This is a genomic window from Symploca atlantica LB2515 (assembly GCF_052546295.1).
The window spans coordinates 3,477,139-3,493,627 of the sequence record NZ_JBQWMT010000001.1 but is presented as its reverse complement, the minus strand read 5'-3'; the positions used below and the strand labels follow the sequence as shown (position 1 = coordinate 3,493,627).

Annotated in this window: 16 protein-coding genes; 13 read left to right on the top strand and 3 right to left on the bottom strand. The window is 43.4% G+C overall.

Annotated features, from left to right (window positions below):
• Positions 1 to 104 precede the first annotated feature (104 nt).
• From ACT7WV_RS14500 to ACT7WV_RS14490, 3 genes are all read left to right on the top strand, one after another.
• On the top strand, positions 105 to 1,493 hold the full coding sequence (locus ACT7WV_RS14500) for a cytochrome P450 (protein ID WP_445103560.1): 1,389 nt from the start codon (positions 105 to 107) through the stop codon (positions 1,491 to 1,493).
• A gap of 46 nt (positions 1,494 to 1,539) precedes the next feature.
• On the top strand, positions 1,540 to 2,925 hold the full coding sequence (locus ACT7WV_RS14495; RefSeq protein WP_445103559.1) for a cytochrome P450: 1,386 nt from the start codon (positions 1,540 to 1,542) through the stop codon (positions 2,923 to 2,925).
• A gap of 202 nt (positions 2,926 to 3,127) precedes the next feature.
• Positions 3,128 to 4,510 (top strand): cytochrome P450, encoded by a 1,383-nt coding sequence (locus ACT7WV_RS14490; protein WP_445103558.1) that lies wholly within the window; start codon positions 3,128 to 3,130, stop codon positions 4,508 to 4,510.
• Positions 4,511 to 4,713: 203 nt separating this feature from the next.
• Here ACT7WV_RS14490 and ACT7WV_RS14485 read toward each other — a convergent pair whose 3' ends face one another.
• Positions 4,714 to 5,193: an ATP-binding protein gene (locus ACT7WV_RS14485; RefSeq protein WP_445103557.1), complete on the bottom strand. Its 480-nt coding sequence runs from the start codon at positions 5,191 to 5,193 to the stop codon at positions 4,714 to 4,716.
• A 420-nt stretch (positions 5,194 to 5,613) separates the two neighbouring features.
• Here ACT7WV_RS14485 and ACT7WV_RS14480 point away from each other — a divergent pair, with 420 nt between their 5' ends.
• Positions 5,614 to 6,753 carry a PP2C family protein-serine/threonine phosphatase gene (locus tag ACT7WV_RS14480; RefSeq protein ID WP_445103556.1) on the top strand — a complete coding sequence of 380 codons (1,140 nt, stop codon included), beginning with the start codon at positions 5,614 to 5,616 and terminating at the stop codon, positions 6,751 to 6,753.
• Between the two features lie 26 nt (positions 6,754 to 6,779).
• Here ACT7WV_RS14480 and ACT7WV_RS14475 read toward each other — a convergent pair whose 3' ends face one another.
• Positions 6,780 to 7,106 carry an STAS domain-containing protein gene (locus tag ACT7WV_RS14475; RefSeq protein ID WP_445103555.1) on the bottom strand — a complete coding sequence of 109 codons (327 nt, stop codon included), beginning with the start codon at positions 7,104 to 7,106 and terminating at the stop codon, positions 6,780 to 6,782.
• Positions 7,107 to 7,462: 356 nt separating this feature from the next.
• Between ACT7WV_RS14475 and crtO the strand changes: the two genes are divergently transcribed.
• The 8 genes from crtO to ACT7WV_RS14435 all read left to right on the top strand — a co-directional run bounded on the left by crtO (position 7,463) and on the right by ACT7WV_RS14435 (position 14,674).
• Entirely contained in the window at positions 7,463 to 9,172 is a 1,710-nt protein-coding gene (crtO, locus tag ACT7WV_RS14470) for a beta-carotene ketolase CrtO (RefSeq protein WP_445103554.1), read from the top strand.
• 180 nt (positions 9,173 to 9,352) lie between these two features.
• A complete protein-coding gene (locus tag ACT7WV_RS14465; protein WP_445105657.1) occupies positions 9,353 to 10,447 on the top strand; it encodes a saccharopine dehydrogenase family protein in 1,095 nt (364 codons plus the stop codon).
• Positions 10,448 to 11,016: 569 nt separating this feature from the next.
• On the top strand, positions 11,017 to 11,571 hold the full coding sequence (locus ACT7WV_RS14460) for a protoglobin domain-containing protein (protein ID WP_463424171.1): 555 nt from the start codon (positions 11,017 to 11,019) through the stop codon (positions 11,569 to 11,571).
• A 74-nt stretch (positions 11,572 to 11,645) separates the two neighbouring features.
• Complete coding sequence (locus ACT7WV_RS14455) at positions 11,646 to 12,017, top strand: roadblock/LC7 domain-containing protein (protein ID WP_445103551.1); 372 nt, start codon at positions 11,646 to 11,648, stop codon at positions 12,015 to 12,017.
• 145 nt (positions 12,018 to 12,162) lie between these two features.
• Positions 12,163 to 12,648, top strand: a complete 486-nt coding sequence (locus ACT7WV_RS14450) for a hypothetical protein (RefSeq protein WP_445103552.1) — start codon at positions 12,163 to 12,165, stop codon at positions 12,646 to 12,648.
• Positions 12,649 to 12,783: 135 nt separating this feature from the next.
• On the top strand, positions 12,784 to 13,155 hold the full coding sequence (locus tag ACT7WV_RS14445) for a roadblock/LC7 domain-containing protein (RefSeq protein ID WP_445103551.1): 372 nt from the start codon (positions 12,784 to 12,786) through the stop codon (positions 13,153 to 13,155).
• A gap of 242 nt (positions 13,156 to 13,397) precedes the next feature.
• Positions 13,398 to 13,925 (top strand): GTP-binding protein, encoded by a 528-nt coding sequence (locus ACT7WV_RS14440; RefSeq protein ID WP_445103550.1) that lies wholly within the window; start codon positions 13,398 to 13,400, stop codon positions 13,923 to 13,925.
• A 191-nt stretch (positions 13,926 to 14,116) separates the two neighbouring features.
• Positions 14,117 to 14,674, top strand: coding sequence for a GTP-binding protein (locus ACT7WV_RS14435; RefSeq protein ID WP_445103549.1), 558 nt, complete (start codon positions 14,117 to 14,119; stop codon positions 14,672 to 14,674).
• A 24-nt stretch (positions 14,675 to 14,698) separates the two neighbouring features.
• Here the strand turns inward: ACT7WV_RS14435 and ACT7WV_RS14430 are convergent, their stop codons facing one another.
• Entirely contained in the window at positions 14,699 to 15,913 is a 1,215-nt protein-coding gene (locus ACT7WV_RS14430) for a cation:proton antiporter (RefSeq protein WP_445103548.1), read from the bottom strand.
• A 189-nt stretch (positions 15,914 to 16,102) separates the two neighbouring features.
• Here ACT7WV_RS14430 and ACT7WV_RS14425 point away from each other — a divergent pair, with 189 nt between their 5' ends.
• Positions 16,103 to 16,471 (top strand): hypothetical protein, encoded by a 369-nt coding sequence (locus ACT7WV_RS14425; RefSeq protein ID WP_445103547.1) that lies wholly within the window; start codon positions 16,103 to 16,105, stop codon positions 16,469 to 16,471.
• Positions 16,472 to 16,489 lie beyond the last annotated feature (18 nt).

Here is a 16,489-nt window from a genome sequence, read left to right as displayed (position 1 = left end):
AAGTAGAAAGATTTCAGGCAAATAATTTTCTATCGATTAGATTAAAAAGTGTAATACAGTTCAGCTAGCTAGCATCTGCAACCAGCAACGGAGGAAATACTACCGTGGTGAATAAACTGCCCAATGGTCCAAAAAAGGCTTCCTTTCTGCAGCTAATTAACTGGATTTCCGATCCCTTTGGTCTGCTAGAGAGGTGTTCCCAAAGCTACGGGGACACTTTTACTTTACAGTTAATGGAAAGTAAACCCTTCGTCTTTTTTAGCCATCCGCAAGCAATTCAAGAGATTTTTAACCTTGATGCCAAGCAATTTGATGCTGGTCGAAGCAACAACGTTATTCGACCTTTGGTGGGAGACAAATCTCTATTATTAATCGACAAAGAGCCTCACCAGCGACAGCGCAAGCTATTAATGCCGGCCTTTCACGGCCCAAAAATACAAGCTTACGGTCAGCAGATTTGTCAGATTACTGAGTTAGTGACTAGTAATTGGTCAATTGGTGAACAAATCTCGATCCGCGCTGCCATGCAAGAAATTACCCTGCAAATTATTATGCAGGTTGTTTTTGGTCTAGGGGAAGGGTCGCGCTACCAGCAATTGAAGCCCAAGCTAGCAGCAATACTAGATATGACTGGCTCTCCCGGACGCTCTAGCATGCTGTTTTTTGAGTTTCTGCAACAGGATTGGGGTGCTTGGAGTCCTTGGGGAAAATTTTTGCGCCTCAAGCAGCAAATTCATGACCTCCTGCAAGCAGAAATTAGCGATCGCCGGACTCAATCAGAACTCACTGGCACAGATATTCTTACCCTGCTGATCTCGGCTCGTGATGAGCAGGGAGAGGCGATGACAGACGAGGAATTGCGCGATGAGTTAATGACCCTCTTGGTGGCTGGTCACGAGACGACGGCGACAGCTCTAGCTTGGGCTTTTTACTGGATTCATCAGCTACCCTCAGTGCAAGAAAAGCTGCTTAGCGAACTAGAGACTTTAGGGGAAACTCCCGACCCCATGGAGGTTGCTCGGCTACCTTATCTCACCGCTGTCTGTCAAGAAACACTGCGCCTGTACCCGGTAGTCCCCATTACCACCCCTCGAATCACCACCTCGCCAGTGCAGATTATGGGACAGCAATTTGATACCAATACAAGTCTGACTCCTTGTATTTATCTAACCCACCACCGGGAAGACCTTTACCCCGACTCAAAGCAGTTTAAACCAGAGCGATTCATCGAGCGTCAATACAGTTCTGCTGAATTTATACCCTTTGGCGGTGGTAACCGACGCTGTATTGGTTCTGCCCTAGCAATGTTAGAAATTAAGTTGGTGCTAGCAACGGTATTATCTCATTATCAATTAACGCTGGCTGATGGCAAACCCATCAAACCTGGTCGTCGTGGTGTTACCCTTTCTCCTGTTGGCGGTGTGAACATGATTGTTAAGGGTAAGCGGTCGCTTCAAAGCCAGCCCAAACAACCAGTTACTAGCTCGACGTAGCCGCAATAACAACTAAGCAATTGACCACATAAACCCAACAATACCGATGACACTACCTGATGGTCCGAAAACTCCCCACTGGTTGCAGCTAACTCAATGGATTACTAACCCGATTGGTTATCTGGAAGTGGCTCTGCAACGCTATGGTGACATTTTCACGGGCAAAATTGGCATGAGTTCTAGACCCTTTGTTGTGGTCAGCAACCCCCAGGCGCTTAAACAAATTTTGGGCAACGATACATCAGAAGAGTTTACTGCTCCGGGTGAGTTTAACGAAATTCTTGCTCCCATGCTAGGCAAGTACGGAGTGACTAAGCTCTCCGGCGATCGCCACCGGAGTCGGCGTAAGCTATTGATGCCTCCTTTTCATGGTGAAAGGATGCGCTCTTATGGGCAGCTAATCTGTGAGCTGACAGAGAAAGTAATCAGTCAGCAGACCATGGGCAAACCCTTTAAGGCTCACGTTGCCATGCAAGAGATTTCTCTGCAAGTGATCATAGAGGCTGTGTTTGGCTTGCATCAGGGAGAGCGTTCTGAGCAACTTCGGCAATTGGTGCGTTCTTTGCTAGATGTGTTTCAGTCTCCCTTAACTTCAGGCTTGCTCTTTTTCCCCTCTTGGCAACAAAATTGGGGTCGCTGGAGCCCCTGGGGATACGTTCTGCACATCCGGCGACAAATCGATGAACTACTCTATGCTGAGATCGCACAACGTCGCTCAGAACCCGACTCCTCCCGCAACGACATCCTCTCTCTGCTACTAGCGGCCCGGGATGAGGAGGGTCAGCCGATGACTGATCTGGAATTGCGCGATGAGTTGATGACTCTGCTGTTTGCTGGTCACGAGACAACTGCAACAGCCATAGCTTGGTCGCTGTACTGGGTTCACAAACAGCCGGAAGTGCTGGATAAACTTCTGGCAGAACTAGGTAGCCTGGGTAAGTCTCCCGAACCGATGAGCATTTTTCAACTACCCTATCTCACTGCTGTCTGCAATGAAACTCTGCGGATTTACCCAGTTGCCATCTTAACCTTCGCACGGGTGACAAAATCGCCTGTGGAGTTGATGGGCCACCAGTTGCCTCCTGATACAGCGACTTTTGGCTGTATCTATCTAACTCATCAACGGGAGGACTTGTACCCGGAACCAAAGCAGTTTAAGCCAGAGCGTTTTCTAGAGAAAAAGTTCTCCCCTTACGAGTTTCTGACCTTTGGTGGTGGTTCTCGCCGCTGTATTGGCGAAGCTTTAGCTATGTTTGAAATGAAGCTGGTCTTGGCGAGTATTCTGTCCAACTATCAACTAGCCCTAGCTGAGCAGCAACCAGAGAAACCCCAGCGTCGAGGTGTAACCCTTGCCCCAGCTGGTGGAGTGAAGATGATAGTAAAATGCAAACTTGCCCCTCAAAGGCAGGCGAAGCGAGTGGTGCTGAAATAGCAGGGGAGATGGAGAGGTAAAGAGATGGGGAAAGAATGCGTAATTATGGTGTTCACCAATAAGTTAAAGTCTCAAGAGGATATGCACCAAACCCTTGTCAGTTCTTCCTAAGTTGCATCCTGTCAGCGACAATAATATCAAATATCCTTATTCCCTAAACTAAGGAAGCGGGTTGGCCTTCTTCTGGAGCTCAGAAATACCTATGAAATTGCCTGATGGCTCTCGGACACCTTCTTTACTCCAGACAATTGAGTTAATCGCTCAACCAACTAAATTCCTAGACCGTTGCAGTCAGCGATATGGTGACATCTTTACCACGCGAGTTCTTGGCTTAAATTCTCCACCAGTCACCTTTGTCAGCGATGCTCAGGCGATTCAAGAGATTTTCAAGCTGCCCTCATCAAAGTTAGATTTCCGTAAGGCGACTCATGTCTTTGAACCCCTGATGGGGCAAAACTCCATAATTTTGCAGGAAGGGCGTAGTCATCAGCGCCAGCGTCAGCTAATGATGCCTCCTTTTCACGGCGATCGCATGAAAAGTTATGGTCAATTAATTTGCCAGGTTACTCAGGCAGTAATGTCACACTGGCAAGAGGGTTCGTGTTTCCGGATCCAAGAAGTTATGCCAGAAATCACCCTCAAAATTATCTTAAGAGTGGTGTTTGGCATCGAGCCAGGAGAACGTTCCCAACAGCTAGAAAAAATGCTCGGTTCGTTGCTAGAGGATATTACTACTCCCTGGTATTCCAGTCTCTTTTTCTTTCCTCTGTTGCAAAAAGATTTCGGTGCCTGGAGTCCTTGGGGGCATTTTCTCAGACGTCGCCAGCAAATTGATGCTTTAATTTACGCTGAGATTAGTGAACGCCGCTTAGAAAATGACGATTCTCGTACCGATATCCTCTCAATGCTCATCGAGGCTTGTGACCTAGAGGGTCACAAGATGAGTGATCTTGAGTTGAGAGATCAGTTAGTTTCACTGCTGTTACTCGGTTATGAAACTACTTCTGCTGCCCTCAGTTGGGCTTTTTACTGGATTCACTCTTCAGAATCAGTACTAAATCAGCTACTTTCAGAGCTAAACACTGTTGGCCCTGAACCAGAGGCAATGGCACAAGCACCCTATCTGACAGCAGTTTGCAGCGAAACCTTACGTGTGAATCCCATTGCTTTGATTTGTACACCTCGGATGTCTAAGGAATCTTTGCAGTTGGCAGGTTACCAAATTGAAGCTGGTACAATCTTAGTTCCTTGTATTTATTTGGCTCACCGCCGCCAAGAAGTCTTCAGCAACCCCGAACAGTTCCAGCCAGAGCGCTTCCTCCAGCAAAAATTCTCACCTTATGAGTATTTGCCCTTTGGCGGCGGTGAGCGCGGTTGCATTGGCATGGCATTTTCGCTGTTTGAAATGAAACTGGTGCTGGGAACGATTTTATCCGGATTACGACTGACACTAGTTGAAAAATTTTCTGTGGGGCCAGTACGGCGTGGTATTACTATTGTCCCTTCTGGCGGTGTCCCAGTAATTGTTACTGATAAGCTCAAGCTTAATAACTTGCAGCCTATTTCAGCGAGGAATAAGAGCTAATATTTAGCAATGTTGCTGGGGAGAATAAAAAATACCTCTAGGAGATTAAATAAAAGGAATCACGTTAAACAAACATGAAGGCAATTTGAGCAGTTGTTTAAATGCTTAATAAGATCACACAGATGCGTTAATTAAGACGCAAGAAAACCAAACAAAAAAAATTATTTTTGGTCTCTCCTCGCTCTTAACCAACACACCATTTCTCAACACCCTAAGTAACTTTTCATAATCAACAGACAGTTGCGGTCGTCATCTGTTCGTGTATAACTCAGCTTGTCTGCGATTTTGTGCAAGATAGCAATGCCACGCCCACCTCCTGCCTGCTCATTCACCTGTTTTCCTCTACTTTGGAGCCACTGTTCCAAATCAAAGGCAGGGCCATGATCCCAGATACGTATTTCTAAAGAGTCAGGAAATAGCTTAACTTCGAGATCAATAGGAACATCAGTCGAGATATTTTTATGGGCATGGCGTACAGCATTAGTAAACCCTTCTGCGAGAGCTAGCTGGCACTGTAGCCAAACTTTCTTGGGAATAGACGTTTGCTTTAGCTGATCAAACCAGGATAAAACCTCATCTAGGGTTTGGAGGTCGGTGGGAACTTGTTTAATCGATGTTTGAAAGTTTTTCAACTGCTCAAAGCCTTTTAAATCAGTTGTAACCAAGAATAGTAGCAAACGCACCGAGACTCCCTGTTCAAGAATCCAGTTTAACCTGGATCTAAACCTAAACCGATTCTTCATAACAGATGCACCAGTGTTTTCATAACTCTTTTCAGAGTAAAAGCTTTGTTTTGTTCTACGAAGCTAAAGATATCGTCCCTCAGATATGCTCCCAGTTTTCCAGGAAATATCTACTTTTTTCTAAGCTTGACTAAATCTTCTTGGAAGCCTGATCGTCTTATGACTAAACTACATTCAAGTGAACTTTGTTTCTGTCCCAGGAAGATTCCTGAAAATTATGAGCAGGGCTTTACATCCCATCGGTAGCAGTGTGGTTGTGCTGAGTCTCTAATGCTTGTTCGCAATGGCAGGAAAACTTTGTTCCTTTGCCTCAGGAAGTGCATCTGTCAATCCCGGAGTAAATTGTAGTACCTCAACGCCATGAGCCAAATTTTGATTATCGATGATGATCCCGCTATTCAGACTTTGCTGAAACGGACATTACATAACCAGGGTTACGAAGTTTCAGTTGCTAGTAACGGCGAAGATGGCCTGGAAAAAGCACGCCACTTACGCCCAGCATTAGTTCTTTGCGATTGGATAATGCCACGTATGAATGGACTGGAAGTTTGTCGCCAAGTCAAGGCAACACCAGAACTTTCGACTACTATATTTATTCTATTGACGGCTCTGGGGGGCATTGAGGATCGGGTTAAAGGGTTGGATGCTGGCGCTGATGATTTTGTCTGCAAGCCAATTGAAATGCCTGAATTGAAGGCAAGAGTAAGAGCAGGCTTGAGGTTACATCAACTCAGCCGCGATTTAAAAAACCAAAAGCAGCTTTTGGAAACAGAATTAGCTGAAGCTGCCGAATATGTAAGTTCTATTCTGCCAGATCGTATGGTAGAACCACCAGTCACCATAGATTCTCGCTTCATACCCTCTCGACAACTAGGCGGTGATGGCTTTGATTATTACTGGCTTGATGCAGAAAATTTAGCGATTTATTTGCTCGATGCTTCTGGACATGGCTTGCGAGCTGCCTTGCCTACTCTTTCTGTGTTAAACATGCTCAAGTCGCGAGCACTTCCTAAAATTAATTACTACCAACCCAGTGATGTCCTTCGAGGACTCAATGAAATGTTCCAGATGACTCAGCGCAACGATAAGTACTTCACCATCTGGTACGGAGTATATAACCGAGTCAAGCGACAACTAATTTACGCTAGTGCAGGACACCCACCAGCTGTCTTGCTCTCAGGGGAAACTAGTTCTTTTATTCAGGTGAAGCGTCTTAAAACTGTAGGCTTACCTGTCGGTATGTTCCCTGATGCTGATTACGTTGATGCTTATTGCGAAGTCACTGAAACTAGCACCCTGTATATATTCAGTGATGGGATTTACGAGATCAATCAACCCGATGGTCATGTCTGGGGACTTGAGCCATTTATTAAGCTACTTGTAGACTGTAGAAACAACAGTACCTTCAACTTAGACCGGGTATTACATTCTCTTAAAGACGTCAATCCCAAAGACGATTTTGATGATGATTTGTCCTTACTAGAAATTCACTTTAACTAACACCAGATCGACAATAGCGATGGTAATTAGCTGGCAGAAGCAAGAGCCATATCAAATTCTTCTCTTGAAGGATAGATTTCAAAGACACGATCCATGCTAGTTAGCTCAAATAACATTTTTATTTGTTCATTGACAGAGCAAATATAGAGCTTTCTACCGGCGGCACGAACAGTTTTTAGTGCCAGGACAAGCGCCCCTAAGCCAGAACTATCCATAAAGTTAACGTCAGAGAAATCAATCAACACGATATCAACATTAGATTCAACTAGGTTGGCAATATCTTGACGAAATTGACTAGCTTTCGTGCTGTCTAAGATGCCAGAGGGTCGAACAACTTTAACCACAGTACTCATATACAAAGAATTACTAATTCACGAAACTCCAGACTTTGCCAGTATAGCTGTGACAACTGGTTTACAGCCAGCACCTAGCTCCTGACGTTCGCTAAAAAGTGAGTAAATCTCACTTCAAATCCCGATACTCTATTGCTTACGGATGAAATTTCTACCTTTCAGGATATTTTCAGCAAATCAGTAGGTTTGTTTCAATAATAGATGTTTCTTAGCTGGTGGAATTATCCAAATACCTTATACAAGCAAGAGAGATAACCAATTGCACTCTCTTGTATAAGGTCTGCTTAAAATATTTACCAACCAAAGCTTTAATTTTCTTTACAATCAGGGAATAGTCCGTCTTTCAGACCTTACTCATGCAATCTTACGATGTAGTTATTATTGGCGCTGGTCACAATGGACTCGTCTCAGCAGCTTACCTGCTCAAAGCAGGTTACAGCGTGCTATTACTAGAATCACGCTCTGTTCCCGGTGGTGCGGCAACGACAGAGGAAGTGATGCCAGAGTCGGCACCCGGTTTTAAGTTCAACCTCTGCGCCATCGACCACGAATTTATTCATCTCGGGCCAGTGGTTGAGGAATTAGAGTTGACAAAGTATGGACTGGAATATCTCTATTGTGACCCTGTTGTTTTTTGCCCTCATCCTGATGGGAAATATTTCTTGGCTCACCGTTCTGTAGAGAAAACTTGTGGGGAAATTGCCCGCTATAGCGATCGCGACGCCCAAAAATATGCCGAGTACACAGATTACTGGCAGCGCGTCACTCAAGCAATTGCTCCCATGTTCAATGCACCACCCCAGTCAATAATTGATATTTTGGGCAACTATCGCCTCAAAAATATTCAAAGCATCTTCTCTGTGATTGGCGGCGTTAATAAAACCTTGGACTGGTTACGCACAATGATCACTAGTCCAGAAGATATTCTCAATGAGTGGTTTGACTCAGAATTTCTCAAAGCACCACTAGCAAGACTTGCTGCTGAGTTGGGTGTACCTCCTTCCCAAAAAACTAGTGCCATTGGAGCAATGATGATGTCGCTGCGCCATAATCCTGGCATGGCAAGACCCCGTGGTGGTACTGGTGCACTCACCCAAGCTTTATTCAAGCTAGTTAAAGCTCAAGGGGGCGTTGTTTTGTGCGAGCAACCAGTTAAGCAGGTTTTAATTGATCAGGGTCGAGCTGTAGGGGTAAGAGTTGCTAATGGCACGGAGTATCGCGCCCAGAAAGGGGTGATTTCTAACATTGATGCTAGACGCTTATTTCTGCAACTGGTAGACCAGGCTGATGTTGATTCAGCAGATCCTCAGCTACGAGAAAGATTAGAACGACGTATAGTCAACAATAATGAAACAATTCTTAAAATTGACTGTGCTCTCTCAGAGGTTCCTCGCTTTGAAGGTTTCAATCACCAAGACGAGAACCTAATTGGTTCAGTGCTCATTGCCGACTCGATGACTCATGTAGAAGAGGCGCACGCCCTACCGCAGATGGGACAAATCCCCGACTCTAATCCCTCAATGTATCTAGTTGTGCCAACAGTACTAGACCCATCAATGGCTCCGGCTGACAAGCATACATTGTGGATTGAGTTCTTCGCCCCTTATCAAATTGCTGGGGCAGAGGGGACGGGCTTAAATGGTACAGGCTGGACGGATGAACTAAAAAATAAAGTTGCTGACCGCGTGATTGATAAGTTAGCAGATTACGCGCCCAATATCAAAAACGCGATTATGGCTCGTCGTGTGGAAAGTCCAGCGGAATTGGGAGCGCGGCTGGGTGCTTACAAAGGGAATTATTACCACATCGACATGACGCTTGATCAAATGATCTTTTTGCGCCCCTTACCGGAAATTGCTAACTACAAGACTCCAATTGAGGGCTTATTTCTCACAGGTGCTGGTACTCATCCCGGCGGTTCTATTTCTGGAATGCCGGGACGCAATTGCGCTAGGGTATTTCTCAGTAGTCAGGAGCCTTTTAGCAGCAGGTTAAAAGATGCTGGTAGCTACCTGAAATCAGTAACAGAGTCTACAATTAAAAGTCCCTTTTCTTTTAAAGAATGAGACCAAATTAAGGTATAGGTACTGCAAATTTTGTCTCAAGTTGTCATTACTCCCAAAATCAGCAAATTGTTAGTCCTTCTTTAAAGCTAAGGTCAAGTCCTACTTAGGCAGAATATTTTTAATCTGCTTTTTCACTCGGCTTGGTAAGCTTCAATGTGTGATGTTACTAATGCAGAAACGATGACAGACCGGGTTTTAATTCTGGGGGGACGAGGTAGAATTGGTAGCTGTGTAGCACAAGACCTAATTAATCATACCCAGGCGCAAATCACAGTTACAGGGCGTCAGGCGATACCTGAAGTCACTGCTAGACAACAGGGGGAAACACGAGCACAGTTTCTTGTATTAGAGTTAGCAGATCGGGAGAGTTTAAGGGATGCGATCGCTGCTCATAACTTAGTGATTCACTGCGCCGGGCCATTTCTTTATCGAGATGCTAGCGTTCTGCAACTTTGCATCGAACAAGGCGTCAATTATTTAGATGTCAGTGATAACCGTGCCTTTACTCGCAAAGCTTTAGCCTTAAGTGAACAGGCTACAACTGCTGGTATCACGGCAATTGTTAATTCTGGTATTTTTCCTGGTATTTCTAACAGCATGGTGCGTCATGATGTTGAACGACTTGACCAGCCAGAAAAGATTCATTTGAGCTATGTAGTAGCAGGTTCTGGTGGTGCTGGAGTTACAGTAATGCGAACTACATTTCTCGGTTTACAAGAGCCTTTTGAAGCTTGGATAGATAATCGGTGGCAAATAGTAAAACCTTATAGTAATCGGGAAAAAATTAAACTTCCGGCTCCTTATGGCAATGTCGGTGTTTACTGGTTTGATATGCCAGAAGCTTTCACTCTAGTTGATTCTTTTCCTGTGAAAACGGTGATTACCAAGTTCGGTTCTATTCCTGATTTTTATAATCATCTTACCTGGATTGCTGCTCATATCTTTCCCTCTTCTTGGTTGAAAAATCCTGGTGGTATTGAGTTTTTGTCTCAAGTTAGCTACCGGATGACGAATGTGAGCGATCGCTTTAGTGGTATTGGTGTTGCTATTCGCTCCGAAGTTGAGGGTCAAAAAGACGGCAAGTTTGTCAGTGTTTGCTCAACTTTAGTGCATGAGAATACAGCAGTAGCTGCTGGCGCTGGCACCGGCAGTATTGCAGAGTTAATGCTTACCAATCAACTTAACAAAGTGGGTGTTTGGCCTGTCGAACAAGCACTTTCTACTAAGTTATTTCAACAAACCATGGAAAACCGAGATATCAAGATTAGTTTTTAGGCTGCAACTGGAATTAGGTTCCTGGTCAATCAATAAACATAAACAATTTAAGAGTTGTTTATGTTTACATTATTTAATGTTAAACAACTAATCGTTGTTTAACGGGATCGAAACATCAAAAAAATGCCGAAAGCTCCGAAGTATTAAGATACTGACACAATAAATGAGCTACTACTTTGTTCAGTTGTCTTGATAAATATATCAGTCATAAATACAGACTGAGCTAAGATGATTGACAGACTCACAAAACCTTCCGGATTTAATCCTTAACTCCTGAAAAGATTAATAAGTAATATCCTTCGCTTCTCACTCTAGAATCTAAACAAAAAGAAAACCTTGCTTTACTGAGACTCTTTAATTTAATCGAACACCAGTATTTGACTGATAGCTGCTAGAGGTATTAATTAATAATATTTCTAGAGTATTGCCATAGATTTACTTATCTGTCTCCAAAAAAAAACCACTAATTAACTTAATAAAAAAAACATCTAAAGTTTAAAGAAAAAGCAGACATTAAAATAAAAAATTGCTAGAACTGTAGGAAGTAATCTCACTAAGAATTAAATATCATGAGCTTAGATCCCCATGCATTTATGAGCCTTATGGAAAAGCGTGTTGCTTTTACAGAGGAAGACAAAAATATTTTGAAAGCTAACGCAGACTGGGGCAAAGAAATTGCTCCCTTAATGGCAGATCATTTCTACGACTATCTAGGTCGTGATGAAGAAATGGATGCCATTATGAATGCTAAAGAAGGGCGAACACATCGCCTGCGTGAAACCTTTGTTCAATGGTTTCACGAAATGTTTACAGGCATGGATGACTGGGGAAACGGTTATGCTGACCGTCGCTGGCGTATTGGTCTAGTACATGTACAAATTGGTATTGGTCCTCAACACGTTATCCCCGCCATGGCAGTGGTTATTCACGCAGTTGGCAAACGCGTAAGAGAAGAAAATAAAAACCAGGAAATGCTGGACGCTCTTAGCCGAATTTGCATGATTGATTTAGCTTTCATCGAACAAGCCTACGTAGAAGTAAGTTCAGCTGCTGTTCTTAGAGAAACTGGTTGGACAGAAGGTCTCTTTCAGCGTCTGATTAAAAGTGGTGCAGGTTCTATGTAAATCTCAGCGACAGTTGCAAAAAATACGACTTAATCGTGAACCACCGAGTATGACATTTAAGCAGGAATAAAATTATGGCAATTAGTTCAGAAAAACTTGGGCAGATTCTACAAAACTTCGTCACAACAACTAATGATGTTCAGGGTGCTGCTATTGTCACTCCAGATGGCTTACCTCTAGCTTCTTCCTTGCCAGGTAGCATGGACGACGAAAGGGTATCAGCGATGTCTGCTGCTATGTTGTCTCTTGGCGATCGCATTGGTAAAGAACTCGCCAGAGGTGCTATAGATCGAATCTATGTCGAAGGAGAGGAAGGCTTCAGCATTTTGACTAGCTGTGGTGAGGATGCAGTATTTCTGGTTCTAGCTAGTAAGGTCGCTAAACAGGGTATCTTGATGCTAGAAATTAAGCGCACTCTCTCTGAATTGAAAACTATTTTACTATAGTTAGGCTTCGCGCTTTTATACAAAATTAACGGTAGTCGTTGGCATCAATTTACCGTTATTAGCGAAGACATTTTAAAGGTTGCACTACCTATCAATTAACTAGTAAAAGAGAGACTTAAAAACTAAAAATAAGGAGTTTTTTGTTATGAATACAATACCAAATGCTTTACGCACAGAATTAGGAGGATTCAGCAGTGTTGTTTGTTTTAAAGCCGTTGTCACTGGTATAGAAGAGGCATTAGGCGAAAAAGCTGCTGCTATTGCTCTAATTTCTGCTGGCCGCCAAAGAGGCAAAACTCTAGCAGAAGAACTAGGTTTAGTTAACAAGGGCCAAGAAATATCTATAGAAGAAGTCGAAGCTAAAATTAGGGATATTTTAGGCAAGGATGGAACTCGTCTATGCATTATAGAAAAGATGCAACAAGAAGGCGATTCTTATAGAGTATATACGCGAGAAACAGTCTGCTCTACTGGTGAACCAGAAGGTTCGTCAAGAGAATGTACTTATACTCTAGGAGCAATTCAAGGATTTCTCGAAATATTCTTAGGCAAGCGCTTGCGAGGTAAGCAAATAGAGTCTGTCCTACGGGGCGACACTTGTGATGTCTTGGAGTACAAACTCCTCGGTTGATTAGAGAGTCAAGAAAACTCTTAAGAAAGCTTTTTATTAGTTAGTACAAGCTTCAGGTAAGTTTTAGATGCTAGCTAATAAGAATACGAGTTAACAGTGAAGCACTAACTATAAAATTTAAGCAGGAATAAAATTATGGCAATTAGTTCAGAAAAGCTTGGGCAGATTCTACAAAACTTCGTCACAACAACTAATGATGTTCAGGGTGCTGCTATTGTCACTCCAGATGGCTTACCTCTAGCTTCTTCCTTGCCAGGTAGCATGGACGACGAAAGGGTATCAGCGATGTCTGCTGCTATGTTGTCTCTTGGCGATCGCATTGGTAAAGAACTCGCCAGAGGTGCTATAGATCGAATCTATGTCGAAGGAGAGGAAGGCTTCAGCATTTTGACTAGCTGTGGTGAGGATGCAGTATTTCTGGTTCTAGCTAGTAAGGTCGCTAAACAGGGTATCTTGATGCTAGAAATTAAGCGCACTCTCTCTGAATTGAAAACTATTTTACTGTAATTTAGTCTGGTAATTATGTGCACAATTAATGGTGATTTGTGTGTAATTAATTCAATTAATTGAGAGTAATATTGATGCAATATTTTCATCATCTAACTGATATTTTGGTTTATGAATTTATTAGTTAGATGATGAAAAGCATCGAACCAAGCAAGCCCCTGTCTAATTTTACTCCAGCTTTCACCAAAAAAAGTAATTCTGGAAGCGATAAACTTTTATGATTTTTGTCACAACACAATTATATGGAAAGTCAGCGTATAGTAGTGACGGGTACTGTAGGGGTTGGTAAGTCTACCTTTGTCAAGACTGTCAGTGAACTTGAAGTAATAGCAATAGAACGCAAAATCACTGATCAAATACTCCCTTTGAAGGAAAAAACTACCGTTGCTTTAGATTTTGGTCAAGTGCGGCTTAGTTCCCAGCTAGATTTGCACATCTACGGCACTCCTGGCCAATCCCGCTTTGATTTCATGTGGGATATTTTGATTCACGCAGCTTCTGCCTACATTGTACTGGTAGCAGCTAATCAACCCAATGTTTTCCAGCCAACTCGTGAGATTCTCTCGTTTATCAATCAGCGAGTACAAATTCCGATGCTGATTGGTCTAACCCATATGGATTGTCCAGAAGCATTATCTCCAGAGGAAATTATGAATTCTCTAGGTTATATAAATGAAGAAAATCGACCTTTATTTATCAACGTTAATCCCCGTGACAAAACCTCAACTCTAGAAGCTCTAGTTCTCTTGACAAGTCTCTTAGACTCATAGTTTAAGGACACTTAATCTATGAAAGTTAATCCTTAAAGCTTTCTCTTAAAAAACTAAGTGATTTTTGCCCTAAAAAAATCTAGAGAGTGATCTCCAAGCAATATAAAAGAAATACTAGTGTATATTCTCAAGGCAAAACGAAACTTTACTCAAGAAATATTCCCCGGTGATTTTTGGTGGAGCAAAATCTCATGAAATTCATGCGTTCAGTAGTAGCGGGGACTCCAGGAGCCGGAAAGTCTACGTTTGTGCGGACGCTCAGTGATATTGAAGTCGTGGACACAGACCGTAGAGCTACAGATGCGACATCCCTGTATAAAAAAAGAACTACCGTTGCCTTCGACTTTGGTCGACTAGTACTCGGCCCGGATCTAGAGCTACATATCTATGGAACTCCTGGTCAAGCCCGCTTTAATTTTATGTGGGATATGCTGATTCGTAGAGCACACAACTATATCCTACTGGTTGCAGCTCATAGACCTGGTGATTTCATCTCAGCTCGTCAGATTATCTCTTTTATGAACCAACGGGCGCAAGTACCCATGGTCATTGGTATAACTCATACCGATTGCCTAGGAGCACGCTCTCAGGAGGAGATTATGATGGCTTTAGGCTATATGAATGGTAAAAAGCGACCTCCCATCGTTATAGTAGATCCCACGGATAAAGCCTCAGTGGTTGAGGCTATCTTGGTTTTGATGAGTCTACTAATTTTAGGCAGTAACGTTGAGTTATCCAATACTCCCTAGTAGAACACGACAACTTTTCCCTTCCTAAGATTTGAAGCGGTGTTCATACCAATCCATCAGAGGTGTGGCGCTCACTCCATGTAAAATCACCGAAAGGCAGACCACAATATAGGTGATCCAGCCAATCTGCTCTACGATTTCGGGTTCTAAGCCTTGACCTAAAGCATAGGTTAAATAGTACAGAGAACCGACACCACGAATTCCAAACCAGCCAAAAAGCCAACGGGTTGGTTGGGGTAAACTAGAGCCAAGCATACTGAGCAAAACCCCAACAGGTCGAACTATAAAGAACAGCAAGACAGCCACCAGCAAGCCTTGACCCGCATACTTCACCAAAGGCTCAACTAGCAGCAGAGAACCCAGTAACAGAATGGTGACAATCTCCAGCAGCTTTTCCACTTGCTCCGTGAACTCCAGTTGAGCAAGGCGCTTTTCTTGATCGTGGTAATAGCTGTTCTGTACGATAAAACCTGCGACAAAAACGGCGAGAAACCCATAGCCATTGATTAATTCTGTCAGCGAGTAGGTAAGCAGAATGGTACTAAGAGCAACGAAGTCCTCGATCAAATCATCTGCTGGTTGTTTTCCTTGCAGTTGCTTGTCAATCCAGACGATGCTTTTGGCTACCACAATTCCCATAACAATACCTACTGTGATCGCCCAGAAGAGATCAACTACTACCCATTGCCTGAACCAGTTCTCCCAGTTGTTATCTTTGAGCAAGTAGATTCCGAAATAGACAAATGGGAAAGCAAGAGCATCATTTAAACCGCCTTCAGAAGTTAGACCAAATCGTAACTCATCCTGATCTTCAACATTTGCTAGCTGCACCTCTGAAGCTAAAACCGGGTCAGTCGGTGCCAAAATTGCTCCCAGCAAAACTGCAGCTCCCCAGCCGAAGCCTAGAAGCCAATGACAGGCAACGGCAAGGGCTAAAATCGAAATTGGCATCAAAAAGCCAATGAGTCGCGTCGTTACTTTCCATTTCCAAAGAGGGCGATTCATCTTCAAACCGCAACCAAAGACTGAGACAATAACAACGAATTCTGTCAGTCTTTCGACAAACTCTGCACCTGGTCGTAATTGAATCAGCTTAATGCCATATGGTCCCAGGAAAATACCGACAAGCAGGTAGATTAGGGCATAGGAAAGTGGTAGGCGGGAAATCCAGCCGGAGCAAAGGGTAACTACAAGCAAGAGCAGTCCCACGACCAACAGGCAAAGAATATAGTTATTCACAGAAACACTAATGTCCTTGCAGTTAGAGAATGTCCTCTGAGCTTATCAGCTTGGCTTTTGAGGGCAAATCAGCTTCTAGTTAGATTTTTTAAGTTTTTTTAACCGGGGATGTGCTAGGGAAGTGCCGTCGGTTCTCAAAAAAGCAGTTTCAACGGCGACACTGAAGAAGAACCGCTGTAGAAGATTTCCATGTGGATTATTAATGTAGCTCTGATTTTTGCGGCGATCGCTTTGAGTAGTTGGTTCCTTTGGAATTACGGATACGAACTCACCAAGGCAGTCGGCGTCTTTTTATCTGGATTTCACTCACTACTAATTGCCCTTGGTTTTATCCTCTGGGAAGCAGTGAAAGCAGCAATAATTGCTGCAGTTGTTGGTGCGGTTTTTGGTCTGATTTTTTTTGTTGGTGGTGCCCCCGATAAAATAACCCAAGCCGTAGTTCTTGGCACCACTGGCTTAACATTTGCTGTACTAATGCTCAGAGCTTTGTGGGAAAACTTAAATAACTTACGCTGGAGTATTCGTAATGAGATACGCAACCGCTATCGCAAGCGGTAGCTTTGCTGCGTACACCTC